At 74.1% G+C, this 24373-nt stretch carries 18 protein-coding genes; 3 read left to right on the top strand and 15 right to left on the bottom strand.

Annotated elements, in window-relative coordinates; genetic code table 11:
* Positions 1–25: 25 nt before the first annotated feature.
* Together cobN and lnt are read left to right on the top strand one after the other, a co-directional pair.
* Positions 26–3640: a cobaltochelatase subunit CobN gene (cobN, locus tag ACZ5WK_RS05015; protein ID WP_465545027.1), complete on the top strand. Its 3615-nt coding sequence runs from the start codon at positions 26–28 to the stop codon at positions 3638–3640.
* A gap of 119 nt (positions 3641–3759) precedes the next feature.
* Positions 3760–5313: an apolipoprotein N-acyltransferase gene (lnt, locus tag ACZ5WK_RS05010; protein WP_465545025.1), complete on the top strand. Its 1554-nt coding sequence runs from the start codon at positions 3760–3762 to the stop codon at positions 5311–5313.
* A gap of 143 nt (positions 5314–5456) precedes the next feature.
* On the opposite strand, the gene ACZ5WK_RS05005 is transcribed toward lnt, so the two are convergent.
* The 4 genes from ACZ5WK_RS05005 to ACZ5WK_RS04990 all read right to left on the bottom strand — a co-directional run bounded on the left by ACZ5WK_RS05005 (position 5457) and on the right by ACZ5WK_RS04990 (position 8791).
* Positions 5457–6221 carry a VOC family protein gene (locus ACZ5WK_RS05005; RefSeq protein ID WP_465545023.1) on the bottom strand — a complete coding sequence of 255 codons (765 nt, stop codon included), beginning with the start codon at positions 6219–6221 and terminating at the stop codon, positions 5457–5459.
* Positions 6222–6233: 12 nt separating this feature from the next.
* Positions 6234–7142, bottom strand: a complete 909-nt coding sequence (locus tag ACZ5WK_RS05000; RefSeq protein WP_465545021.1) for an NADP-dependent oxidoreductase — start codon at positions 7140–7142, stop codon at positions 6234–6236.
* A gap of 189 nt (positions 7143–7331) precedes the next feature.
* Positions 7332–7835 (bottom strand): DinB family protein, encoded by a 504-nt coding sequence (locus tag ACZ5WK_RS04995; protein ID WP_465545019.1) that lies wholly within the window; start codon positions 7833–7835, stop codon positions 7332–7334.
* A 74-nt stretch (positions 7836–7909) separates the two neighbouring features.
* Positions 7910–8791, bottom strand: coding sequence for an AraC family transcriptional regulator (locus ACZ5WK_RS04990; RefSeq protein ID WP_465545241.1), 882 nt, complete (start codon positions 8789–8791; stop codon positions 7910–7912).
* 483 nt (positions 8792–9274) lie between these two features.
* Between ACZ5WK_RS04990 and ACZ5WK_RS04985 the strand changes: the two genes are divergently transcribed.
* Positions 9275–9949 (top strand): GTP cyclohydrolase II, encoded by a 675-nt coding sequence (locus ACZ5WK_RS04985; protein ID WP_465545017.1) that lies wholly within the window; start codon positions 9275–9277, stop codon positions 9947–9949.
* Positions 9950–10089: 140 nt separating this feature from the next.
* Here the strand turns inward: ACZ5WK_RS04985 and ACZ5WK_RS04980 are convergent, their stop codons facing one another.
* The 11 genes from ACZ5WK_RS04980 to ACZ5WK_RS04930 form a co-directional block, all read right to left on the bottom strand.
* A complete protein-coding gene (locus ACZ5WK_RS04980; RefSeq protein WP_465545015.1) occupies positions 10090–11382 on the bottom strand; it encodes a glycoside hydrolase family 16 protein in 1293 nt (430 codons plus the stop codon).
* Positions 11383–11584: 202 nt separating this feature from the next.
* Entirely contained in the window at positions 11585–12799 is a 1215-nt protein-coding gene (locus tag ACZ5WK_RS04975; protein ID WP_465545013.1) for an NAD(P)-binding domain-containing protein, read from the bottom strand.
* Positions 12796–14067: a carboxylate--amine ligase gene (locus ACZ5WK_RS04970; protein ID WP_465545011.1), complete on the bottom strand. Its 1272-nt coding sequence runs from the start codon at positions 14065–14067 to the stop codon at positions 12796–12798. Before ACZ5WK_RS04970 ends, ACZ5WK_RS04975 begins: the two co-directional genes overlap by 4 nt.
* A 27-nt stretch (positions 14068–14094) precedes the next feature.
* A complete protein-coding gene (locus tag ACZ5WK_RS04965; protein ID WP_465545009.1) occupies positions 14095–15411 on the bottom strand; it encodes a glycoside hydrolase family 16 protein in 1317 nt (438 codons plus the stop codon).
* Positions 15408–17441, bottom strand: a complete 2034-nt coding sequence (locus ACZ5WK_RS04960; RefSeq protein ID WP_465545007.1) for a glycosyltransferase — start codon at positions 17439–17441, stop codon at positions 15408–15410. The genes ACZ5WK_RS04965 and ACZ5WK_RS04960 overlap by 4 nt, the downstream gene beginning before the upstream one ends.
* Positions 17438–18271 carry a polysaccharide deacetylase family protein gene (locus ACZ5WK_RS04955; protein WP_465545005.1) on the bottom strand — a complete coding sequence of 278 codons (834 nt, stop codon included), beginning with the start codon at positions 18269–18271 and terminating at the stop codon, positions 17438–17440. The genes ACZ5WK_RS04960 and ACZ5WK_RS04955 overlap by 4 nt, the downstream gene beginning before the upstream one ends.
* The gene (locus ACZ5WK_RS04950) at positions 18268–19356 is read right to left on the bottom strand and encodes a glycosyltransferase family 2 protein (protein ID WP_465545003.1); all 1089 of its coding nucleotides are present in this window, start codon (positions 19354–19356) and stop codon (positions 18268–18270) included. The genes ACZ5WK_RS04955 and ACZ5WK_RS04950 overlap by 4 nt, the downstream gene beginning before the upstream one ends.
* A complete protein-coding gene (locus ACZ5WK_RS04945) occupies positions 19346–20674 on the bottom strand; it encodes a lipopolysaccharide biosynthesis protein (RefSeq protein WP_465545001.1) in 1329 nt (442 codons plus the stop codon). The genes ACZ5WK_RS04950 and ACZ5WK_RS04945 overlap by 11 nt, the downstream gene beginning before the upstream one ends.
* 65 nt (positions 20675–20739) lie before the next feature.
* Positions 20740–21981, bottom strand: a complete 1242-nt coding sequence (locus tag ACZ5WK_RS04940; RefSeq protein ID WP_465544999.1) for a glycosyltransferase family 2 protein — start codon at positions 21979–21981, stop codon at positions 20740–20742.
* Positions 21978–23300, bottom strand: a complete 1323-nt coding sequence (locus ACZ5WK_RS04935; protein ID WP_465544997.1) for a glycosyltransferase family 2 protein — start codon at positions 23298–23300, stop codon at positions 21978–21980. The genes ACZ5WK_RS04940 and ACZ5WK_RS04935 overlap by 4 nt, the downstream gene beginning before the upstream one ends.
* A complete protein-coding gene (locus tag ACZ5WK_RS04930) occupies positions 23297–24130 on the bottom strand; it encodes a glycosyltransferase family 2 protein (protein WP_465544995.1) in 834 nt (277 codons plus the stop codon). The genes ACZ5WK_RS04935 and ACZ5WK_RS04930 overlap by 4 nt, the downstream gene beginning before the upstream one ends.
* Positions 24131–24373 lie beyond the last annotated feature (243 nt).

Below are 24373 nucleotides of genomic sequence, written 5' to 3'. Positions count from 1 at the left end.
CCATCGAGGCCGGGAGGGCCTTCGCATGATTCTGCTGCTGTCGACGTCCGACACCGACCTGCTCAGTGCCCGTGCCTCCGAGGGGCCGGTCCGCTACCGCCTCGGCAACCCGGCCCGGCTCTCGCCCGAGGAACTGCCCGCCCTGGTGGAGGGCACCGACCTGGTGGTGGTCCGCCTGCTCGGCGGGCGCCGTGCCTGGCAGGAGGGCCTGGACGCGCTGCTGGCCGGCCCCCGCCCGGTGATCGTGCTGACCGGCGAGCAGGCGCCCGACGCCCAGCTGATGGAGCTGTCCACCGTGCCCGCCGGCATCGCCGCCGAGGCGCACGCCTACCTCGCCCACGGCGGCGCGGCCAACCTGGCCGAGCTGGGCGCCTTCCTCTCCGACACCGTGCTGCTCACCGGCCACGGCTTCGCCCCGCCGGCCTCCGCCCCCGCCTGGGGCCCGCTGGTCCGCGAGGCCCGTACGACCGACGGCCCGACCGTCGCCGTGCTGTACTACCGCGCCCACCACATGAGCGGGAACACCGCCTTCGTCGAGACGCTCTGCCGGGCAATCGAGGACCAGGGCGCGCAGGCCCGGGCCTACTACTGCGCCTCGCTGCGCGGTGCCGAGGCCGACCTGCTGGCCGCGCTCGGCGAAGCCGACGCGATCGTCACCACCGTGCTCGCCGCCGGCGGCACCCGCCCGGCCGACGCGCAGGCCGGCGGCGACGAGGAGGCCTGGGACGCGGGCGCGCTGGCCGCCCTGGACCGGCCGATCCTTCAGGCCCTCTGCCTGACCTGGTCGCGCGCCCAGTGGGAGGCCAGCGACGACGGCCTCTCCCCGCTGGACACCGCCACCCAGATCGCCGTCCCCGAGTTCGACGGCCGGCTGATCTCCGTTCCGTTCTCCTTCAAGGAGCTGGACGAGGACGGCCTCACCGTCTACGCCGCCGACCCCGAGCGCGCCGCCCGGGTGGCCGGCACCGCCGTCCGGCACGCCCGGCTGCGGCACATCCCGGCCGCCGAGCGCCGGCTCGCACTCGTCCTCTCCGCGTACCCGACCAAGCACGCCCGGGTCGGCAACGCCGTCGGCCTGGACACCCCGGCCAGCGCCATGCGCCTGCTGGAGCGCCTGCGCGCCGAGGGCATGGACCTCGGCACCGACCTGCCCGGCCTGGACACCGTGGCGGAGGACCAGCACGAGGGCGACGCGCTCATCCACGCGCTGATCGCGGCCGGCGGCTACGACCAGGACTGGCTCACCGAGGACCAGCTGGCCCGCAACCCGGTCCGCATCCCCGCCGCCGACTACCGCCGCTGGTACGCCACGCTGCCCGAGGCGCTGCGCACGCACGTCGAGGAGCACTGGGGCCCGGCCCCCGGCGAGCTGTACGTCGACCGCTCGCAGAACCCGGACGGCGACATCGTGCTGGCCGCGATCCGCTCCGGGAACCTGCTCGTCCTCATCCAGCCGCCGCGCGGCTTCGGCGAGAACCCGGTCGCGATCTACCACGACCCCGACCTCCCGCCGTCCCACCACTACCTGGCCGCCTACCGCTGGATCGCGGCCGCGCAGGCCGACGGCGGCTTCGGCGCCGACGCGGTGATCCACCTCGGCAAGCACGGCAACCTGGAGTGGCTGCCCGGCAAGACCGCAGCGCTCTCCGCCGAGTGCGGCCCGGACGCCGTCCTCGGGGACCTGCCGCTGGTCTACCCGTTCCTGGTCAACGACCCGGGCGAGGGCACCCAGGCCAAGCGCCGCGCCCACGCCACCCTGGTCGACCACCTGGTGCCGCCGATGGCCCGCGCCGACTCCTACGGCGACATCGCGCGCCTGGAGCAGCTGCTGGACGAGCACTCCAACATCGCCGCGATGGACCCGGCCAAGCTGCCCGCGATCCGCGCCCAGATCTGGACGCTGATCCAGGCCGCCAAGCTGGACCACGACCTCGGCCTGGACGAGCGCCCCGAGGACGACGGCTTCGACGACTTCCTGCTGCACGTCGACGGCTGGCTCTGCGAGATCAAGGACGCGCAGATCCGCGACGGCCTGCACGTCCTCGGCCAGGCGCCGGCCGGCACCGACCGGGTCAACATCGTGCTGGCCATCCTGCGCGCCCGGCAGATCTGGGGCGGCGTCAGCGCCCTGCCCGGCCTGCGCGAGGCGCTCGGCCTGGACGAGGCCGCGCTGACCCTGGGCGCCACCGACGCCGCCGAGGCACAGGCGCGCGCCCTGGTCGAGGCGATGGAGGCCGAGGACTGGGCGGCCGGGGCGGTCGAGAAGGTCGCCGCCGGGCTGCCGGAGGCCGTCCACGAGGTGCTCACCTTCGCCGCGACCCAGGTCGTCCCGCGCCTGGCCGCCACCACCGACGAGCTGGACGCGGTGCTGCACGCCCTCCAGGGCGGCTTCGTCCCCGCCGGGCCGTCCGGCTCGCCGCTGCGCGGCCTGGTCAACGTGCTGCCGACCGGCCGCAACTTCTACTCCGTCGACCCGAAGGCCGTGCCCAGCAAGCTCGCCTGGGAGACCGGCCAGGCGCTCGCCGCCTCGCTGGTCGAGCGTTACACGGCCGACAACGACGGCGCCTTCCCGCCCTCGGTCGGCCTGTCGCTCTGGGGCACCAGCGCGATGCGCACCGCCGGCGACGACATCGCCGAGGCCTTCGCCCTGCTCGGCGTCCGCCCCGTCTGGGACGACGCCTCGCGCCGGGTCACCGGCCTGGAGCCGATCTCCCTCGAGGAGCTGGGCCGCCCGCGCATCGACGTCACCCTGCGCATCTCCGGCTTCTTCCGGGACGCCTTCCCCCACGTGGTCGCCCTGCTGGACGACGCGGTGCGCCTGGCCGCCGCCCAGGAGGAGCCCGCCGAGCAGAACCACGTCCGCGCCCACGTCCAGGCCGACCTGGCCGTCCACGGCGACGAGCGCAAGGCCACCGTCCGCGTCTTCGGCTCCCGCCCGGGCACGTACGGCGCCGGCCTGCTCCAGCTGATCGACAGCCGCGACTGGCGCACCGACGCCGATCTCGCCGAGGTGTACACCGTCTGGGGCGGCTACGCGTACGGGCGCGGCCTCGACGGGCGGCCGGCCCGCGAGGAGATGGAGACCGCGTACAAGCGGATCACCGTCGCCGCGAAGAACACCGACACCCGCGAGCACGACATCGCCGACTCGGACGACTACTTCCAGTACCACGGCGGCATGGTCGCCACCGTCCGCGCCCTCACCGGCAAGGCCCCGACCGCCTACATCGGCGACTCGACCCGCCCGGAGACGGTCCGCACCCGCACCCTCACCGAGGAGGCGGCCCGCGTCTTCCGCGCCCGCGTGGTCAACCCGCGCTGGATCGAGGCGATGCGCCGCCACGGCTACAAGGGCGCCTTCGAGATGGCGGCGACCGTCGACTACCTCTTCGGCTACGACGCCACCACCGGGGTCGTCGCCGACTGGATGTACGAGAAGCTCACCCAGGAGTACGTCCTCGACCCGGTCAACCGCGAGTTCCTGGCCGGCGCCAACCCCTGGGCCCTGCACGGCATCAGCGAGCGCCTGCTGGAGGCGGCGAGCCGCGGCCTCTGGGAGCAGCCCGACCCGGAGCTGATCGAGCAGCTCCAGGCCGCCTTCCTGGAGACCGAGGGCGACCTCGAGGGCGACGAGGGCTGACACCCGTCCGCTGCGGCCGCCGCCCCCGGCCCCGGGGGCGGCGGCCGCGCGCGTCACCGGCGTCAACATCGCGTGCCGAAGCCTGGCAGCAACGGCCTCCCGAGCGGACAATACGGGGCATGTCGCGCCGCCTCACGCTCACCCCGCCCGCCCTGGGGGCGTCCGCCGCCCGGGACCGTGGCCTCCCCGCCCACCGCTACCGCGCCCGGGTGGGGGCGCTGGCGGCCGGGGCGGTGCCGGTACTCGCCTTCCCCGCGCCCGGGCTGGCGTCACTCGCCTGGGTGGCGCTGGTGCCCGGGTTGCTGGTGATGCAGCGGGCGCCCGGGGCGCGCGAGGCGGCGGTGCGGGGGTGGTGGTTCGGCGCGGGGTTCATCCTCACCGCGATGTACTGGCTGATCCCCTCCGTCGGGCCGGCCCTGCCGGTGCTCGCGGTGCTGTTCGGGGCGCTGCAGGCGGGGGTGGGGTACGCCGTGTGGCGGCTGCTGCACCCGCCGCTGACCGCGCGGCGGGCCCTGCTCGCCCTGGTCGTCGTCCCCTCGGTCTGGCTGACCACCGAGTACGCGCGCTCCTGGCACGCCCTCGGCGGGCCGTGGGCGCTGCTCGGCGCGACCCAGTGGCAGCACCCGGCCGTCCTGGCGCTGGCCTCGGCCGGCGGGATCTGGCTGGTCAGCGCCGCCGTGGTGGCCGTCAACACCGGGGTGCTGATCATGCTGACCGCCACCGGCCGGCGCCCGCGCGCCGTGGCGGCGCTGGCCGCCGTACTGGTGCTGGCGGCCGGTCCCGTGCTGTTCTCGCTGCGCGCCGCGCCCGCCCGGGACGGGGCACTGACCGTCGCACTGGTCCAGCCCGGCATCGTCGAGGACCCGCAGGCCCGGTTCGAGGCCAGTGCCGCCGCCACCACCGCGCTCGACGGGCGGCCGGTGGACCTGGTCGTCTGGGGCGAGTCCAGCACCACCGCCGACCTCGACCGCGACCCGATGGCGCTGGACCGGCTGCGCCGGCTCGCCGCGGCCGCCGGCGCCGAGATCCTGGCCGGCGAGGACGCCCGCAAGGCGGACGGCCGGATCTCCAAGGACGCGGTGCTGGTCTCGCCGGCCGGCACCGTCGACCGCTACCGCAAGATCCGGCTGGTGCCGTTCGGCGAGTACATCCCGCTGCGCCCAGTGCTCGGCTGGATCGCGGGCGTCAGCCGGGCGGCGGGCGAGAACCGGGCGCCGGGGACGGCGTTCCACGTCCTCCCGGCCACCGACCGCGGCGGCGCGCCGCTGCCCGTCGGGGCGCTGATCTGCTTCGAGTCGGCCTTCCCCGACATGTCCCGGACGGCGGCCCGGGACGGCGCCCGGGTGCTGGTCTACCAGTCCTCGACCTCGACGTTCCAGCGCACCTGGGCGCCCGAGCAGCACGTCTCGCTGGCCGCGATCCGGGCCGCCGAGACCGGCCGCCCGGCCGTCCAGGCCTCGCTCACCGGGGTCTCGGCCGCCTTCGACGCGCAGGGCCGCGAACTGGCCCGGCTCGGTACCGACCGCACCGGCGCTCTGACGGTCCGGCTGCCGCTGACCGGGCCGACCGAGCTGACCTGGTACGACCGGGTCGGCGACCTGGTGCCGACGGCGGCCCTGCTGGTCACGGCGGGTGCGGCGACCGTCGTGCTGTGGCGCAGGCGGACCGGCTGACCCGGCGGCCCGGCGCGGCGGCCCGGCGCGCCGCGCCGGGCGGTCAGCCGTCCTCGCCGGGCCGGTCGCTCGGCACTCGGTGCCGGGCGAAGCCGGTCAGCCCTCCGTGCCGGGCGAAGCCGCTCGGTACCGGGTGACGCCGGTCAGCCCTCCTCGCCGGCCAGGTAGACGCCGAACGCCGCTCCCAGCGGGTCGCGCAGCACCGCGATCCGCGGGCCGTCCGGCACGGTGGTCGGCGCCATCAGGACGTCCGCGCCGAGGTTCCCGGCCCGGAACGCGCTCACGTCCACGTCCGCGACCGCGAAGTACGGCAGCCAGTGCGGCGGCACCTGCGGCGGGAAGCGGTCGTCCATCGTCAGCATGCCGCCGAAGTCCTCCCCGGCCAGGCCCCACTGGGTGTACCGCTCGGACGGGTGGACCGTCCAGCCGAACACGGCCGGGTAGAACGCCCGGGCGCCCTCCGGGTCCCGGGTCAGCAGTTCCACCCAGCCGAGCGCGCCGGGCTCGTTGAGCACCTCGGCACCGGTCAGCCGGCGTGCCTGCCAGAGCCCGAACACCGCGCCGGAGGGGTCCGCCGCGATCACGAACCGTCCGAAGTCCAGCGCCTCCATCGGTGCGACGACGATGCTCCCGCCCGCCTCGGTGATCCTGGCCGTGGCGGCGTCGGCGTCCTCGACGGCGAAGGAGACGCTCCAGGCCGTCGGCTGGCCCTCCCCGTAGAGCGGGGTGATGGAGGCGGCGACCGCGCCGTCCAGCTTCATGAAGGTGTAGCCGCCGGCCTCCGGCCGGTCGTCGCGCTCCGGCTGCCAGCCGAACAGTTCGCCGTAGAACCGTTTGGCCGCCTCCGGGTCCGCGCTGCCGTGCTCCACCCAGCAGGGCCCGCCGGTGGTCACCTTGTTCTGCTTCATCTCGCCCTGCTCTCAGCCGATTTCGAGGATCAGTTTGCCGCGCGCGTGCCCCGACTCGACCAGCGCCAGCGCCTCCGCGGCGTGGGCCAGCGGGTGGCGGGCGGTGATGTGCACGTCCAGTTCGCCGGCGGCCACGAGGTCGGCCAGCGCGGCGAGCGTCGCCGGGGTGGTGGAGCGGGTGATGAAGCGGCCTCCCAGCTCCGCCGCGGTGGCCGGGTCGACGGTCGAGACCAGCTTCGACCGGTCGGCCAGCGTCTCGGCCGCGGCCCGCACGTCGTCCCCGCCGACCAGGTCGAGAATGCCGTCGACCCCGTCCGGCACGGCTGCCTTGATCCGCTCGGCCACCCCGTCGCCGTAGCGCACCTGCACCGCGCCCAGCGACTCCACGTAGCCGCGGTTGGCGTCGCTCGCCGTGCCGACCACCCGGATCCCCCGGCTGCGGGCGATCTGCGCGGCCGCGCTGCCCACGCCGCCGGCGATGCCGAGGATCAGCAGTGTCCGGCCGGAGCCCACCCCGACGTCCCGGACCCCGTCGTCGGCCGTCGCCGCGGCCACCGGCAGCGTCGCGGCCTCGGCGAAGCCGAGCCCCTTGGGCTTGACCGCGCTCATCGCCGCCAGCAGCAGCGTCTGCTCGGCGAACGCCCCGGCCGCGGCGACCCCGAACACCTCGTCCCCCGGGGTGAAGCCCGTGACGCCCGGCCCGATCCGCTCGACCACCCCCGCGGCCTCCTGCCCCATGACGGCCGGCAGCTCGCGGTCCTTGCCGAACCACCCGCGCCGGACCTTCCAGTCCACCGGGTTCACCCCGGCCGCCCGTACCGTGATCCCCAGCTGTCCCGGGCCCGGCTCCAGCACCGGCCGGTCCAGGAACTCCTGATTCTCCGGCCCGCCGTACCCGACGAACCCGAACGCATTGGCCATCCTCGATCCACTCCTCGGTAGGACCCCCTCCCCCCGCCCCAGCATGCGGTCCGGCCGGGGCCGCGGCCCCGGCTGCTGCGCCGAACGGGCGGGTGGCGGGCGGCAGCGGGTGGCCGGCGGCCGGCGGCCGGCGGCCGGCGGCCGACAGATGTCACCAGCTGTCATCTGTCGGCCCCCGGCCGTCACCCCTCACCCCCGGCTGTGGTCGCCCGTCCGGCCGTCGAGCAGTTCGCGGAGGATGTCCATGTGCCCGGCGTGGCGGGCGGTTTCGGTGGCCATGTGGATGAGGACCCAGCGCAGCGAGACCTCGTCGCCGAACCAGGCGCGGCCGAGGTCGTCCAACTCCAGCTCCTCCACCACCTGGTTGGCGGCGGCGCGGGCGCGGGCGTAGAAGGTGAGGACCTCGGCGGTGGACTCGTCCGGCCGGATCCGCATGTCGGACTCCGCGTCCTCGTCCAGATCGAAGGGCAGCGGACCGGTCTCACGGCCGAACGCCTCGCAGAACCAGCCGAGTTCGGCGCCCCCGAGGTGCTTCACCAGCCCCAGCAGGGTGGTCCCGGACGGGGTCATCGGCCGCCGGAGCTGCTCGTCGTCGAGCCCTTCGAGCTTCCACAGCACCGCGTCGCGGTGCCTGTCGAGAGCCACGAACAGGCTTTCCTTCTCCGCCCCTTGGTAGGGCACACGCTTCATCATGCGCGGACCCTAACAGGCCACCGGGCCGGCGGGGGACGGCCGAGGTGGCCAACTCCCCACCGGCCCGGGCTGGTTCACCGGACAGCCCGCTCCACCTGGATCCAGAGCTGCGCCTCGGCCTCGCCCCCCGGCAGGAAGCGGGTGCGCAGGATCTCCGGGCCGGGACGGGTCTCGTACGGGTTGGAGGGGAACCACTGGGTGTAGACGTCCCGCCACATCTCCTGGAGGGCCTTCGGGAAGGTCCCGGTGTTGGAGAAGACGGCCCAGGTGCCGGCCGGCACCTCGCGCACGTCCAGGTCGTCCGGGACGACCGTGTCCGCACCCGCCACCACCGCGTGGTAGTAGTCGAGTTCGACCCCCTCCTCACGGCTGTCCGAGAAGAACTCGGTGACCGAGAGGATGCCGTCCGGCTCCTGGCCCGAGAGGGCGGAGATCCGGTCGATGGCCTCCCGGCCGATCCCCCCGATGAATTCGGCGATGGCCGGGTTCACCCCCTCGTGCACCAACGGGACCCGGGCCCGCCGGCCGACCAGCCGGAAGTCGGGCTTCTCCACGATGCGGTATTCCATGCTGCTGTTCCCTTCGATGACGAGTCGGAAGGACATCCGGGGCTGGGACTGCAGCGCCGCACCCTCGCGCCGGGCCTCCCCCGGCCCGACGCCGTGCATCGCCCGGAACGCCCGGGCGAACGCCTCCCCCGAGGTGTAGCCGTACCGGACCGCCACGTCGAGCAACGTCCGTTCTCCGGAGAGCACTTCGGCTCCGGCCAGGGTGAGCCGCCGGCGCCGCACGTACTCCGACAGCGGCAACCCGGCCAGCGCGGAGAACATCCGCCGGAAGTGGTACTCCGACGTCATCGCGATCCGCGCCAGCTCGGCCACGTCGACGGACGCACCCGGGCGCTCCTCGATGTGCCCCTCGATCCGCTCCATCGCCCGGTTCAGGTGTTCCAGCATCCCGGCCCCGCCCTTCCTCTTACTGATCACCACCGTAGGAAGGACCCACCCTGCCGCACCCGACATCCTGTGCCCGCTCGGGTCGGGTACGGCAGGGCCCGCGGGGAGAGTCAGCTCGTTCTCCCGCAAGCCAGTGAGCCAACGCACCGCAGCGGCGGGCGGCGGGAGCGGCGAAGTGACCTACGTCCGGTGCGGCTGCGGAGCCGGCGGGCCGGCCACCCGTACGCCCGCGCCGCCGTGCACCCCGCGGCCCGCATCGCCGCACCGCCCACACCGCCGGCACCGCCCACACCGTGAGACGGGCGGGCCCGGCGGGAACACCCGCGCATTCCGTGGTGTTGCGAGCCTCCGCCGCCACGGCGCCACCGTCGCGGCTCCACCGTCACTGCCAACGCCGCGGCCACCCGAAAGCCAGTTGTTCAAATTGGAACGACCTAGTACGGTCAGGAACCAACCACCACACCGCCCACGGAGGCCCCGTCCATGCCGCAGCACGTCACGCCGCAGCCCGGCACCGCCACGGTGCGCTCCCGGGTGCGCATCCCGCTGACCTTCCCGGACGGCTACCGCGCCGAGGCCGAGGTCTTCACCTTCCACGGCCTGGCCGACGGCGCCGAACACCTGGCGCTCGCCTTCGGCAGCACCGCGCAGAGCCGGACCACGAACGGGGAGACCACGAACGGCGGGACGCCGCTGGTGCGGCTGCACTCGGAGTGCCTGACCGGCGACGTCTTCGGCTCGGACCGGTGCGACTGCGGCCCGCAGCTGCGCGAGTCGGTCGAGCGGATCGCCGAGGCCGGCGGCTACCTGCTCTACCTGCGCCAGGAGGGCCGGGGCATCGGCCTCTACAACAAGCTGGACGCCTACGCCCTCCAGGACTCCGGGCTCGACACCTACGACGCCAACACCGCGCTCGGCCTGCCCGAGGACGGCCGCGACTACACCGCCGCCGCCCAGATGCTCGGCGCCCTCGGCGTCACCGGCATCGACCTGTTGAGCAACAACCCGGACAAGGCGGCGCAGCTGACCGCCCTCGGCATCACCGTCGAGCACCGGGTGCCGACCGGCGTGCACCTGAACGACAGCAACGTGCGCTACCTGCGGGCGAAGGTGGAGCGGACCGGGCACTCGATCGAGCTCTCCCGGCTCGTGGGCTGAGCCGGCGACGCCCGTCCGGCACACCCGGACACCACCGCCCCGGCACCCACCACGGCCCATCGGCACGTCAGGCGGACACGTCGGTCCGGCACCGCGGAGTGGCTCTGCGGTGCCGGACGGACGGTGCCGGACCGGTCGGGTCAGTGCTGCCAGACCCGCACGTAGTCGACCTGCATGTCGGCCGGGGTGGCGGTCGGGCCAGAGGCGTAGACCGCGTTGTTGAGGATCAGGTACATCGGCGAGGAGGTGATGCCGCTGGTGATCTGACCGACCTTCACCCCGTCGTAGTAGTAGGTCACCGAGCCCGGCTGCCAGTCGGCGCCGAAGGTGTGCCAGCCGCTGTAGTTGCCCGAAGCGCAGCCGCCGGGGCCACCGGACGGGGAGTGGAAGTGGTAGCAGGCCTGACCGCTCAGGCCCTCCATCACGTCCAGCTCACCGTCGGCCGGCCAGTTCTGGCCGTCGGTCCAGAAGGCCGGCCAGTTGGCGACCTGCGAACCGGACGCGGGCAGGTAGATCCGGGACTCGAACGCGCCGTAGGTGAACTGGGCCTTGCCGTTGGTGTTGACCAGCCCCGAGGTGTACGCGTAGTTCTTGCCGTTCGCCGTGGCCGCCTTCTGCTCGGCCTTCAGGTGCAGGCTCCCGCCGCTCTCGGACACCTGGGACGGCGCGTAGGCGGCGGACTCGTCGCCGTTCACCGGAGGCGTCGTGCAGGTGGCGCAGCCGAACCAGTTGGGGTTCCACTTCGAGCTGTCGAGCGAGCTGCCGTTGAACTCGTCGGCGAAGACCGGACGCCAGCTGCCGGGGATGCCGAGCGGAGCGGCCGAGGAGCCCGACGGCTGGGTGGGCGACGCGGTGGCGGACGGCGACGACGGCGAAGCCGTGGCCGACGGCGTAGCAGTGGCCGAGGGGGACGCGGTGGCCGACGGCGACGCGGTCGGCGTCGAGGTGGGCGACGCGGTCGGCGTCGAGGTCGGGCTCGGCGCCGGAGTCGCGGCGGTACCCGAGGTGAAGGAACCGACCGGCGCCAGGTTGTGCCAGCTGTTGTTGATCTTGTACGCCACGAAGTACGTGTACTTGCCCGCCGGGAAGGCGCGGCTCTGCGGCGTGAACGTCCGCTGCGCCGTGGTCAGGGTCGCCGGAGCCGCCCCGCCGAAGTCGTAGTTCGCGCCGTCGGCCGAGCGGACGGCGATGGTCAGGGCCTGCACCGAGGTCCGCTTGGTGGCGTGCAGCTTGGCGGTGGCGGTGACCGGGGCGTTGGCACCGGGAGCGGTCGGCGTGACCGACAGCGAGTCGACCACCACCGGATCGGCCGGGGCGCTCGGCGCGGCCCAGGCGGCCACGCTGGTCCCGCTGGCGGCGAGCGCGAGGGCGAGGACGGCGAGACGGCGTCTACCGGTGAACGTGGCGTGGCGGGACTTGGAATGCTTGGGCATGCGTGGGAGGACCTTTCGTTCCCCCCCGACTGTGGACCCGCAGCAGCCTGAACGAGGACTCGGTCCGTACGCAAGCCCGATGCCGCGGCCGGAACCGCGGCATCGATCGTGCACATTCTTAAAACTCCTGGTGGGACGGCCCCTGGAGGTGCCGGGACCAGCCGTCTGTGATAAGGGGCACAGGGGCCGGTACGGCGGCCGGTCACGGCCGTACGGCCGTGGCGACCGACCGGCTGATCGCCCGGGCCGCGAAGCCGGTGCCGCAGACGAAACGCATCATCGGCCCGAAGGTGTCGGCGGCGGACAGACCGGTGAAGTAGAGCCCGGGTACGGAGGACTCGAAGCCCGGGGACAGCCGGGGAGCGCCCGCGTTCCGGCAGGTCACCGCCCGGCGCAGTCCCGGCGCCAGCAGGTCGAGCCGCTCGACGTCCACCCGGTAGCCGGTGGCCACCAGGACCTGGTCGGCCTCCAGGGTGTCGGTCGGGCCCCGCAGACGGAGCCGCGCCCGGCCGCGGACCTCCTCGGCGGAGACCACCTCGTGCCCGGTGAGCTGCGGGAACCGGCCGAGCGCCCGCTCGCGCAGCCACCACGCCCCGGACGGTCCGAGTATCGTCCGGACCAGGTCGGCCCTGGTGCGGTCCGGCAGGTAACGGAAGGCCTGGGGCGCCCGGCAGAACGCGGTGAACGACCAGCCCGGCCCCAGCGGCGAGGCCGGCTTCGCCACCCGCTGCGGCCACGGCCGGTCGCCCGGCCGGTCGGAGTCGGGCGGGTCGCCGAAGACCAGGTGCGCGGTCCTCGCGACCAGGACGGGTTCGGAGCCCGCCTCGTGCATCAGCGTGGCGCTCTCCAGCGCCGACTGTCCGGCTCCGATCACCGCCACCCGCTGGCCGGCGAACTTCGCCAGGTCCGCGTGCTCCGAGGTGTGCGAGGCGAGGCCGGCCCCGGCCAGCGGCCGAAGTTCGGCGGGAATCCTCGCGTAGGGCGGGAAGCCGTGGGCCAGGACCACCGTCCGGGCGGTGAACGCCTCCCCGGTGTCCAGGGAGAGCCGGAAGCCGCTCGGCGCGGCCTCGACCAGGGTCACGGCGGCACGCTCCACCTCGGGCACGCACCGCTGCTGGAACCAGTCCCCGTAGCGGACGAACTCGTCGAGCGGCACCGCGTACCGGTCGCCCACCCACGCACGGCCTTCGGCTGCGCGGAAGTCGTTCAGACCGTGGCGGCCCTCGGGGTCGGAGATCGAGGAGGCCCGGGGGGTGGACTTCAGGAACATCCCCTCCGGCATCCGCGCGCGCCAGCTGCCCATGGGCACGCCGAGGATGCGCACGGCCACGCCCCTTGCCTTCAGGTGGGCCGCGACGGACAGGCCGTACGGCCCGGCCCCCACGATCGCGACGGGTACTGGACTGGGAGAGATCATGTCGAGCCTCCAGGAGTGAGACGCGCGGCGATCCCGTGCCACACGTAGTCGGCCACGCGCCGTGTCCCCTGGCCGCCGAAGCGGACCGCCATGGCGGCGGCGGGTGCGAGGTCGTCGCCGCAGAGCCAGGCGCGCTCGGTCGACCGGCGGGGCCGGAGATCGGGCAACGGCTGCCGTTCGCGCCAGACCGTGACCGCGGCCGAGAGCACGTCCAACTGCCCGACCCCGTAGAAGCGGTTCAGCTGCGGCCCGGGCGGGACCGGGCGGCCGGTGAGGGACAGGTGCAGGGCGCGGACGACGTCCAGGCCGTTCTCGGTCTCGAACAGCCGGAACTGGGCGCCGGTACGGGGGTTGAAGTCGAGGAGCTTGTACCGTCCGTCCCGCAGGTCCAGCTTCCAGTCCAGGTCGGCGATGCCGACGTAACCGATCGCGCGGCACAATCCGGCGGCCAGCGCGGCGAGTTCGGGGTTGGGCACGGCCGCGGCCCGGGTGGTGAATCCGCCCTTGGGCGGGTAGGAGCGCAGCTTGCGCCCGGTGAAGACGGCGAGCGGTTCGCCTCCCGGACCGCAGCACAGGTGCGTGATCCAGTCCTCGGAGTGTTCCGGCGGCAGGTACTCCTGGGCCAGGACCGAGAGCCGGCCGTTCGGCGGGCAGTTGGCCAGCAGCTCCCGCTCGTCCCGCACGATCGTGGTGTTCGGGACGACGGGGCGGCTGAGCCGGGTGAAGGGCTCCAGGTTCTTCAGCACCAGCGGGTAGCCACAGGTCCAGGCGGCCTTCAGCAGCTCGTCGTGGTCGCCCGGGGCGACGGTGACGGGTGCCGGGATGCCGTGCTCCTCGCAGATCGCGTGCATGGCTGCCTTGTTGGCCAGTCGCCGTGGGAGCCCGGCGGGCACCGGGGGCAGGACGAAGTACGGAGCGAGCTCCTCGGCGTGCTCGGCGAGCAGGACGGCGGCCTCGTCGTCGGTGGGCAGGGCGATGCACCGGCGGCCGATCGCCCGGCCGACGCCCCGGACGGCCGAGAGCAGCCGGTCGGTGCTCTCGCACCCGTTGGTGGGCCGGACGAAAGCGCGCGTCAGGTAGCGGGAGAGCGCCGTCGGGGTCAGCCGGTCCTCGACCATCGCGTGGACGGCCACCCCGGCGCGGCCCAGCGACCGCACGACGCCGACCGGGCCGTGCGCCAGCGGATACCTCCCCACCTTGACGAGCAGGACCGCGGTATTCCGGTCCAGGTCCAGCCTGGCCGGGTTGGTGTGATCGTCCCGGTTCATGTGTCGCACCTCCTCTTGATCGTGCGTTCAGTGCTGCCACACGCCGACCCAGTCGACCTGCACCTGCGTCTTGTCGACGCCGGGCGGGGGCGACTGCTGGTAGCCCACGGCAAGGTTGAGGATCAGTTCCATCGGGGTGGTCGGGATCGCGGCGGGGTCGGTGACCTGGAAGACCTGCACGCCGTCGACGTACCAGGTGACGGCGTCCGGCTCCCAGTCGAGGCCGAAGACGTGGTAGCCGACGGAGTAGTCCAGCGGACCGTGGGCGTAGTGGGCGTCGATGTTGGTGCCGTCGGGCGCCTCGGCGTGCAGGTTGAGGTCGGCGTACTGGTTGCTGTTGATGAACTCGACGGTGTCCAGTTCCGGCAGCCCGCCCCTGGTGTTGGCGGAGAGCAGCCAGAACGCCGGGAACATGCCGACCGGCTGGTCGGTGGTCCTGATCGCGGCCGCGAAGTACCCGTAGGTGAAGGTGTGCCGCGGGGTGCCGTCCCAGTGGTCGCGGCCGGTGGAGATCATCCCGGAGGTCCAGGGGTAGGTCTTCCCGTCGCTGGCGGGCGTCGGTTGGCGTTGGGCGGTGAGCGTGAGCGCGCCGTCCGCCACCGCGACCTGGCCCGGGAGGTACCACTCGTCCTCGTGGTTGCCGGTGTTGGTGCAGCCGCGGACGTTCCAGTCGTAGCAGGTGGTCCACTTGGAGCCGTCCAGCACGGTGCCGTTGAAGTCGTCCCGGAAGACCTGGTGCCACGGGCCGGGCCCGGGCGGCTGGTCCGCCCCGACCGGCGGCAGGATGGCGGTCGGGCTCGTGGGCGCCGCGATCCCGGGGTGGAGCGCTGCCGCGCCGACGCCCGCGCCGTTGGACGCGCCGCAGGCGGCGGCCAGGAGCAGCACTCCGGTCACCAGCAGCAGCCGCCACCGGGCCTCGGGCCGGGCGGACGGACGGCGCGGGCTCCGGAAACGGCGGACGGGCCCGCCGGACACGGATGCGGGGGCGGCGGGGAGACGGCGCGGGAGCAGCGTCAGGAGGGTGGTGAGCAGGGCGAGCGCCAGGACGGTCCGGCCGACCGTGAAGGCGTGCCTGAAGAACAGCGCCTCCGCCACCAGCATGGTCAGCGCCAGGCTCAGCGTCACGGTCAGCGCGGCGGCGCTCATCCGGCCCGGTCCCCGCTCGCGCCAGGACGGGCCCGGCCGGGCCCAGGCCACGGCCGCCGCGCCCGGACCGACGAGCAGGAAGATGCCGGCGGCGACGGCCCGCAGCGGGTTCCCGGCCGGGAGCAGCAGGGCGGCGAGGGCGATCCAGCCCGACAGTGCGGGCAGGACGCGCGGCAGGGTCCACGGTCGGACGGTCACGGTGTCCTCCCTCCGGCCGGGGCGGTTCCGACGTGCCCGCCACCGGGCGGGACGTACTGGTAGACGACGGCGTCCTCGTTGGAGAACACCAGCCTCAGCTCGGACGAGGTGGCCGCGGCGGCCGCGAAGGCCTTGGTGGCGGTGACCGGCAGCAGCCCGGTCAGCTCGCACTCGGCGATCTGGGCCCGGGTCAGGATCACGTAGCTCGGTCCGCCGGCCACGTTCGGGCGTTCCAGCGCCATTCTCAGGACGTCGCCGGGGTTGGTCGCCAGACGCTTGAGGTCCTCGCCGGCGGCGTCGCCGAGGACGAGCCGGTCGTGGTCGTCGTAGCGCATCTCGCCTCCCGGCTCGTTGGAGGTCAGCGAGATGACCCGGGAGCCGGGCGGGGTGGTGGCGACGTACCGGAGCGCGGCGGCCTCCTGCGGGGTGAAGTAGTTCATGCTCTCCTTGCCGAAGTAGCCGAACAGCAGGCCGGAGAGCAGGCCGAGCAGGACGACGGCGGTGGCGCCGGTCCGCAGCGGGCCGATGGGCCGGGCGGCCCGGGGAACGGACGAGGTGCCGGCCGGCGGACCTGACTGCGGATGGGACGGCGCGTCGGGCGACGGGCCGGACGGCCGGACGGCGCGCGGGCTCCAGAGCAGGGTCGCGGCGAGGAAGGCGGCGGCGGGGAGGGCGAACAGGTAGGCCCGGAAGAGCATCTCCCCGTCGTAGGCGTTGGCCAGCAGCAGCACGAGCGGCGCCACCAGCAGGGGCAGCAGGCCGACCCGGCGCACCCAGCGGTGGCGGACCAGGGCGGCCAGGGCGAGCAGGAAGACGACGAGGGTCAGGGACCGGTCCGCCCAGGAGGTCAGGATCTGGCCGGGGGCGGCCTGCCCCAGGTGGGCGAGGCCGGCCACCGCGTTGTGGTCCGGCGAGCCCAGGGCGGTGACCAGGCTGGTCAGGTGCTCCGACACGAACGGCCGGGCCACGGTGGCGTCCCAGAGCACGGTCAGCCCGACCACGGCGGCCAGTACCGGCAGGACGGTGCGGCGGTTGCGGCGGCCCAGAGCCAGCAGGGCCATGCCCACGGCCAGCATGATCGGGGTCAGCTGGTGCGAGGAGACGATCGCGGCGATCAGCACCAGGACCAGGGCGAACGGCGCCGCCCGCCAACCACCGCGGGCCGATGCATCGTCGGCCGCCGACAGGGCCCGGGCTCCGGGCGGTCCCGCCCTTCGCTCCCGGGGTTCGCGCGAGTCCGCCGCGAGCGAGCGCGCCACCGCCAGGCGGCGCATGACCAGCGCGATCACGGTGAGGGACAGCACGTAGGCGAAGGCCTGCGGGGAGAAGTAGTCCTGGCCGACCCAGGCGGTCGTGTAGTAGAGCCAGACCCCGCCCCAGACCAGTCGGTGGTCGGTGGTGATGCTCCGGTACAGCATCAGCAGCGGGCCGATCAGCAGGAGGTTGGTGATCACCGGGTACCAGGAGGCGTAGCCCAGGACGGAGTCCAGGCCGGTGGCGCGCAGGATCACCGCATGGAGGTCGAAGAAGCCGGGCCACTGGTTGTAGACGTCGAGCTTGCCCGCTCCCGGCACCGACCCGTCGTGGCGCAGCATGGCGTCGACGATCGCGACGTGCTTCCAGGCCCAGGCGTACCGCAGGGTCGGGTAGAGCAGGCTGGGCGTCGCGTGGATCACCAGGATCAGCGCCAGGACGTAGGCGGCGGGCCAGCGGTGACGGATCTGCGGGGCGCGCAGCGCGGTGACGAAGCCGAGGGTGAGCAGGCCCAGTGCGGCGAAGTAGGCCGGCGGCAGGGCCTGGAGCAGGCCGAGGTCGCCCATCCGGGAGAGCTCCACCCGGGAGAGGGCCAGCAGCCAGAGCACCAGCGCGGCCGGCAGCGCGCACCGGACCACCCAGCCGGACCAGCCGGCTCCGGAGAGGGCTGCGCGAAGCCGGCGGGTCCGCCGGCCCTTGTCGCGGGGGGAGGTCGAGCGGTGGGCCGGTGGCCGCGGGTCGGGTCGGACGTCTTCACGTTCCAGGGCGTCGGTCACTGTGATCTCTCCTGACCGCGAGTCCTCGGCGGTCCGCCGACCGGGGTGCCGAGGGCCGCGCGCAGGCGGCGGTAGGCCCGCCACGCCCGGGTGGCGGTGCTCTCGTGGATGGGCGCGGTCGGGGCGCCCCTGCGCTTCGTCCAGTCGTCGAACACCTGCGGCGGTGTGTCGGCGCGGACCATCAGCCGGGCGATCCGAAGCGGGTCGTCGGCCGGGGAGCTGAAGGCGTTGCCGACGGCGGCCGCGGAGGTGTAGCCGGCCTGTGCGACCTTGCGGCGGACCTCCACGCCGGAGTACCCGTGCGGGTAGGAGAAGGAGGCGACCTCGTGGCCGAGGACGTCCTCCAGGACCGTCTTGCAGCCGGCGACCTCGTCGGTCAGCCGCCGGCCGTAGACGGTGTCCATGGGGACGTGGGTCCGGGAGTGGGCGCCGATCTCGACGCCCAGCGCGTCGAGGTTGCCGATCTGGCGCCAGTTCAGCATGGGTGCCGGCGGCAGCAGACTTCCGGTGCCCCGCGCGCCGGGCGGGTGGACGGCACCGGTCGTGATGTAGAGAGTGGCGGGAAGGCCCTCGTCCGAGAGGATCGGGGCGACCGTCCAGTAGAAGTCGGCGTAACCGTCGTCGAAGGTCAGGACCGCGGCGCCGGGCGTCAGCGGCGGACCGCCGCGCAGGGCGGCGACCAGCCGTCGCAGCGGCACCAGCGACAGGCCGCTGTCCTTGATCCGGTCCAGCTGCTCGCGGAACACGTGGGGAGTGACGGTGAACGGCGCGAGCCAGGACGGCGGGTCGTCCGAGACCGAGTGGTAGAGGAAGACGGGTATCGCGCTCATGGCCCGTCCCTGGTCGGCCGGACCCCTGCGGGCCGGGCTGTGGTGGGCTCGGCGCCGGTGGTCCGGTCACGGGCGGCCGGACGGACCGCGCCGGTCCGACGGGACGCGGTCCGTTCGGCCCAGCCGCCGGCCAACCCGGTGAGGTAGCCGGCGGCGGTCAGGGTGACGCCGGCGCAGAGCGCCGCCGCCGTGGCGGGCCGGCGCCGCCGCAGGCTGTCCAGCAGCGCGGCGGGCACGGTGTGCCGCAGGTAGGCGCGTTCGCTGGCGAGGCCGGCGGCGGCGCCGTCGTAGCGCACCACCGCGGCCTTGGAACGGCCTTCGGCGAAGCAGCGTGCGGCGAAGTAGGAGAGGGTGGTACGGGCCGGCGGCACCCGGTGGAGGACCGCCGCGGCCGGCTCGTAGCGCAGCACGGCGCCGGGGTGGCGGGCGGCGAGGCGGATGCAGAGCTCCGTCTCCTCGCAGCCGAGCGGACGCCGGCCGACCCGGCCGAGGTCGGTCCGGAAGCCGCCGGCGGCCAGTGCCTCGGCACGCCGGAAGGACATGTTGGCGCCGATGAAATTCCGCACCCCGGCCGGCCGGCTCGGCAGTCCCCGGTAGGAACAGCCGACCACCCAGTCGAACTCGGGCGGGAACCAGTCCGGCCGGCCGCTCTGCCACCAGGGCCGGACGTGGCCGCCGACGCCGAGCACCCCGGGTGTCCGGTAGCCGGCGAGGAGCCGCGCGGTCCAGGCGGGGTCGGCGGTGGCGTCGTCGTCCAGGAAGGCGATCAGCTCGCCGTGGGCCGCGGCCAGGGCGGTGTTGCGGGCGCCCGAGAGACCGCGCCGCTGCCGGTTGGGGAGGATCCGCCCGTCGGCCGACAGGTGTTCCCGGGCGAGGTGCAGCAGCTCGGGGCAGTGGTCGATGACGAGCAGCAGCTCGGCGGGCGGGTGGTGCTGGCCGCGCACGGAGGCGACGGCGGCGCACAGGTCGTCCCAGCGCTCGACGGTGTAGGCGCAGATCACGACGGTCAGGCTCGGTGCACGGCCGTCGGCGGCGCGCTCGGGAGTCCGGTCGTCGTTCCGGCCGGAGGACTGGTCAGTGGTCATGGTCCTGGTCTCCTTCCATCGCACGCAGCCAGCGCCGGAGGACGAACAGCAGTGCCGCCGCCATCGTGTACTCGGAGATCACCCAGGCGAGGCCGACGCCGATCAGTCCGTGGCGCGGCAGCAGCAGGACGACCAGGGTGACGATCATCGTGGCGGAGGCCATCCGCACCCCGATCATCCAGGGCAGCGCCCGGCGGACCCGGGCCACCTGGATGACCACGTTGGTCACCGCGATCGGCAGCGCGCACAGGGCGAGCAGACGCAGCACCGCCGTGCCGTGCTCGGCGTACGCGGGGCCGAAGACGCTCAGGATCTGGCGCGCACCGATCTCGATCACCAGCACGGCGCCGACCAGCAGCAGACCGGTGTGGCGCAGCATGCGCCGGGCGTACTCGGCCAGCCGCTTCGGGTCGCGGGCGCCCTCGACCACCAGCGAGTGGCCCATGCTGAACGTCGCGACGAAGAGGGTGGAGGCGATGACAAAGGCGAGCGAGTAGTAGGCGCTGCCCTCAGGTCCGAGCTGGGCGAGCACGATCAGGGGGACGGCGCTGTAGCTCGCGAAGCTGAAGAGGTTTCCGATGTAGTCGGCGCCGGCCCAGTGCAGGACCCGCTGGGGCGGTTCGGCGTCGGCGTCGCCGGCCGCCTCGTGGGCCGGCACGGCCCGACGGAACAGCACCACGTTGGCCAGCGCGATCGAGACGACCATGGCCACCGCCCAGGCGACCAGGATGCCGGTGCCGACGGCCAGGGCCGCGCATCCGGCGAGCATCAGTGACTTGGCGACGGCGAAGACGGCGTTCTCGCCGAGGACCCAGCCGGTCCTGCGGGTGCCGGTGAGCGCGCCGTCCTGGAGCACGAAGACCGCGTAGCCGGCGGTGGCCGCGACGAACGCGACCGCGAGCACCGGCGAGTCCAGGAAGCCGAGGTTGGGGGCGACCACCGGGACCAGCAGCAGGAAGCCGACCGCGACCGCGGCGCTGACACCGACGCTGATCGCGTAGCACCGCAGCACCAGGTGCCGGGTGTGCCGGCCGGCGGCCGGGACGAAGCGCACCAGCGCGTCCCCGAGGTTGAGGCTGCCGAGCGTGGCCAGGAACATCGCGGCCGACAGGGCCGCGTAGCTGCGCCCCACGGCCTCGACGCTGTAGTAGCGGGTGGCGAGTATCCAGAAGAACGCGCCGAGTCCGGCTGCGACGATCGAACTCGCCGCCAGTACATGGCCGTTGTGCATCAGGGAGTCCGCGCGCAGGCTCTGGGCGCCCGCCCTGATCCGGGCCCGCAGCAGTGCCGGGTAGGAGCACTCGCAGGGCAGCGCCACCGGGCAGGAGCACGGCCGTGCGGCTGCCGTCCGCCGCCTGGAGCGCGTGTGGTCAAGGATGGACATCACGGCCTCGCCAAGGTGTCGGCCCGGCGTTGCAACCGGACGCTGCGCAGGTAGCAGACCGGCCCGTAGAGCAGGCCGAGGAGTTCGAGCCGCCCGAGGTGGACCATCAGCGGGTCGCGGCGGGCGGCGGCCGGGTCACCGCGGTGCAGGGTCTGCCGGACCCCGTGCGGCACTCGGGCGAGCAGGGCGGCGAGCAGGCGCGGCTGCCGACGGGTGGCTGCGGCCAGATAGGCGCCGAAGCCGACGCCGAAGCCGAAGACCTGGGCGGTCAGCGCCTCCATGGAGCGGCGGTGCGGGTGCCACACCAGTGCGTCCGGCCGGTAGACGACCGTGTGACCGGAGGTCAGGACCTGGAGGAAGGAGAGCAGGTCCTCTCCTCCGCGCGCCGGGGTGCCGGTGCTGGTCGCGGGGTCGAAGCCGCCGATCGAGCGGAGGACGCCGGTGCGGAAGGCCATGTTGGCCCCGGTGCCGAGCCGGCCGGTGGCGAAGGGGAAGAGCGGGTCGTCGGACGGTTCGCCGAGCGACCAGCTGCGGCTGGTGAAGCCCTTGGCGTAGCCGCAGTACCGTTCCAGCGCGATCTGCGCCCGGGTGTCCAGCTCGGCGGGCAGCACCAGGCCGGTCACGCAGCCCACCTGCGGGTCCGAACGGAAGCCGTCGACCAGGGCGGCCACCCAGCCCTCGTCGATCAGGAGGTCGTCGTCGGCGAAGGCGCAGATCTTCCCGCGCGCGACGGCGAGGCCGCGGTTGCGGGCACGGGCCAGGCCGGGCACCGGCTCGCGCAGGTACCGGACCCGGCCCGGGTAGCGGAGCGCGACGAGCAGCTCGGTGGCCCGGTCGGAGGGGGCGTTGTCGACCACGATGACCTCGACGTGCCGGTAGGTGCCGGCCAGGAGGGCGTCCAGGGAGCGGGGCAGCAGGTCGACGCGGTTGTGCGTGCAGACGATGACGCTCACGAGCGGGGCGTCGGCCGGCGGTTCCGGCCGCACCGCGGCCGGTGCGCGCGGGTCCCGCTCGCGGGCCGCTGCGGCGGCCAGGGCCCGGCAGAGTGCGGCCGGGTCACCGGGCGCGGCCTCGGCGGTCACCAGGCAGAGGGGCTGTCCCCCGCGGCGGATCAGGGCCAGCACCCGGCCGCTCGGGGAGAACACGTCGCCCCGGCCGGGACGGTGCAGTTCGTCCGGGTGTTCGAGATCCAGCTCGGCGACCTCGACGGGCGCGGGCGGCAGCGCGATCGGGGTGGTCATGACAGCCGACCTCCAGACCTGGGATGGTGTTGTTGCCAGACGGTGAACAGGTAGCAGAACGGGCCGTACAGCAGCCCACGGCGTTCCAGCCTGCGGAGGCCGCGCAGGGTGTCGCCGTCGGCCGGCCCGGTTCGGGCGCCGAGCCGGTGGCTGACGTGCCAGCGCCACACGCCGTAGGGCAGCCTCCGGACGAGCTCGGTGAGCAGGCTCGGCCGGTGGGACACCGCCGCCGCCAGGTACGCGCCGAACCCGACCCCGAACCCGCTCACCTGGTGGGCGAGCGCCTCCATGGTCCGCCGGTGCCGGTGCCACACGATCGCGTCGGGCTGGTAGGCCACGGTGTACCCCGCGGTCAGGACCTGCTGGAAGGAGAGCAGGTCCTCCCCGCCCCGCGAGGGCGTCCCGGTGCCGGTGGCCGGGTCGAAGCCGCCGAGGGCCCGGAGTACCGCGGTGCGGAAGGCCATGTTGGCCCCCATGCCGAACCGGCCGACGGAGAACTGGACCAGCGGGTCGTCCATGGGCGCCGGGAGCGACCAGCTGCGGGCCTCGAAGCCCCGGCTGGGAGCGCAGTACTGCTCCACGACGAGCTGTGCCTTGGTGTCCAGCTCCGCGGGCAGCACCAGGCCGGTCACACAGGCGATCCGCTCGTCCGACTGGAACGCCTCCACCAGGGCGTTCACCCAGCGGGAGTCGGCGATGGCGTCGTCGTCCGTGAAGGCGCAGAGCTCACCGCGCGCGGCCGCGAGGCCGCGGTTACGGGCCCGGGACAGGCCGGGCAGGGGCTCCCTCACGTACCGGATCCGGTCTCCGTAGCGCGATCGGACCAACTTCTCGGTGGCGTCGTTCCTGGGTGCGTTGTCCACCAGGATCACCTCGACGAGGGGATCGCCGATCCGCACCAGGGAGTCCAGGCAGCGCGGCAGCATCTCGTCGCGGTCCCGGGTGCAGACGATCACGGAGACCGTCGGCGGGCCCGCAGGCACCCGGGCGCGGCCGACCCGACCGGGACGCGCCGCGGGTGTCGCGGTGGACAGGGCGGGAACACGCAGTTCCCGGTGAGCGGCGTCGACCAGCGCCCGGCGCAGCGCGGCACTGTCGCCAGCTGTTCCGGTGGCCGTGACCAAGCCGAGCGGGTGTCCGTGCAGCCGCACCAACGCCAACACGCGGCCGTCCGGGTCGGCGGCACCGAGACCTCCGGGGGAGCGCAGCTCGCCCGGTTCGTCCAGGTCCAGGTCGACGACACGGACGGGGGTGTAGAGCGAGTCGCGGGCGGCGGGGCGCGGGCAGGCAGCTGCGGTGCGCCGGTCGGGGCCATTCATCGTCGCTCCTCCGCGGGGGCGGCCGCCGAGGCCCGGGCGCCGGGACGCTCGGAGATCAGGGTCCTCAGCACCCGGCGGCCGTCGGAGATGGCGTGGAGGTGGGAGCGACCGCTGCGGCGGGGGAGTTCCAGGCTCGGCACTTCGGCGATCCGCAGTCCGGAGCGCAGGGCGTGCGCGATCATCTCGGCCTCGATCTCGAAGCCGGTGGAGCGCAGGTCGAGAGCGTCCAGGAAGGAGCGGCGGAAGGCACAGTAGCCGTAGCACAGGTCGGTGAGGCTCGCGTCGTACAGGCGGTTGACGACGGCGAGCAGGGCGCGGTTGCCGAGCGAGCGGACCTTGGTGAAGTCCAGCGAGCCGCCGCCGGCGATGCACCGGGATCCCTTGACCAGGTCGAAGCCGTGGTCGAGGAAGTGCAGGAAGTGCGGGATCTCGCCGGGCCACATGGAGCCGTCGGCGTCCATCATGACGATGTACTCGCCGGTGGCGGCGGCGAAGCCGGTGCGCAGGGCGTTGCCCTTGCCCGGGCCGCACTGCTGGACGCTGCGGACGGTCGGCAGGCAGTGCCGGGCCATCGGGACGGTGGCGTCGTCGGACGAGCCGTCGACCAGGATCACCTCGTCGACGCAGCGCGGGATCTGCTCGAACACCCAGGGGATGTTGCGGGCCTCGTTCTGGGCGGGCACGACCAGCGTGACGCCGTGCTTGCTGGCGACGCCGTCCCCGGCCCGGCGCATCGGCCGCCGGACGGTGACCCGGTCCTCGGCGCGGCGCTGAGGCCGGCCGTCATGGTTCGAGTACGGAACGACGTTGGGGGGCAGGGTGGTGCTCATCGAGAACGGCCTCTCGGGGGGAGGCGACGGGCGGGCGCCGGGCACGGCGCGGCCCCTGACGGAACGGGGCGGGCCCGGTGCGCGACTGATACGCGGGGCGGGCGGGGCCCCGGAGGGAAGTCCCCGGGAGGGGACTGCCGAAAACGTGGAGAGCGACTCGGGCGGCCGGATGGGGGTGCGCGCCGCCGGCTCTCTCGGGCGCCGAAGCGCCGGTCTGTCGAACTGGCCGAATGTGCTTCCCGC

Source organism: Kitasatospora sp. NPDC032757 (assembly GCF_055579305.1).
The sequence above is the reverse complement of the archived record's forward strand: the minus strand, read 5'-3'. Positions and strand labels throughout refer to the sequence as shown.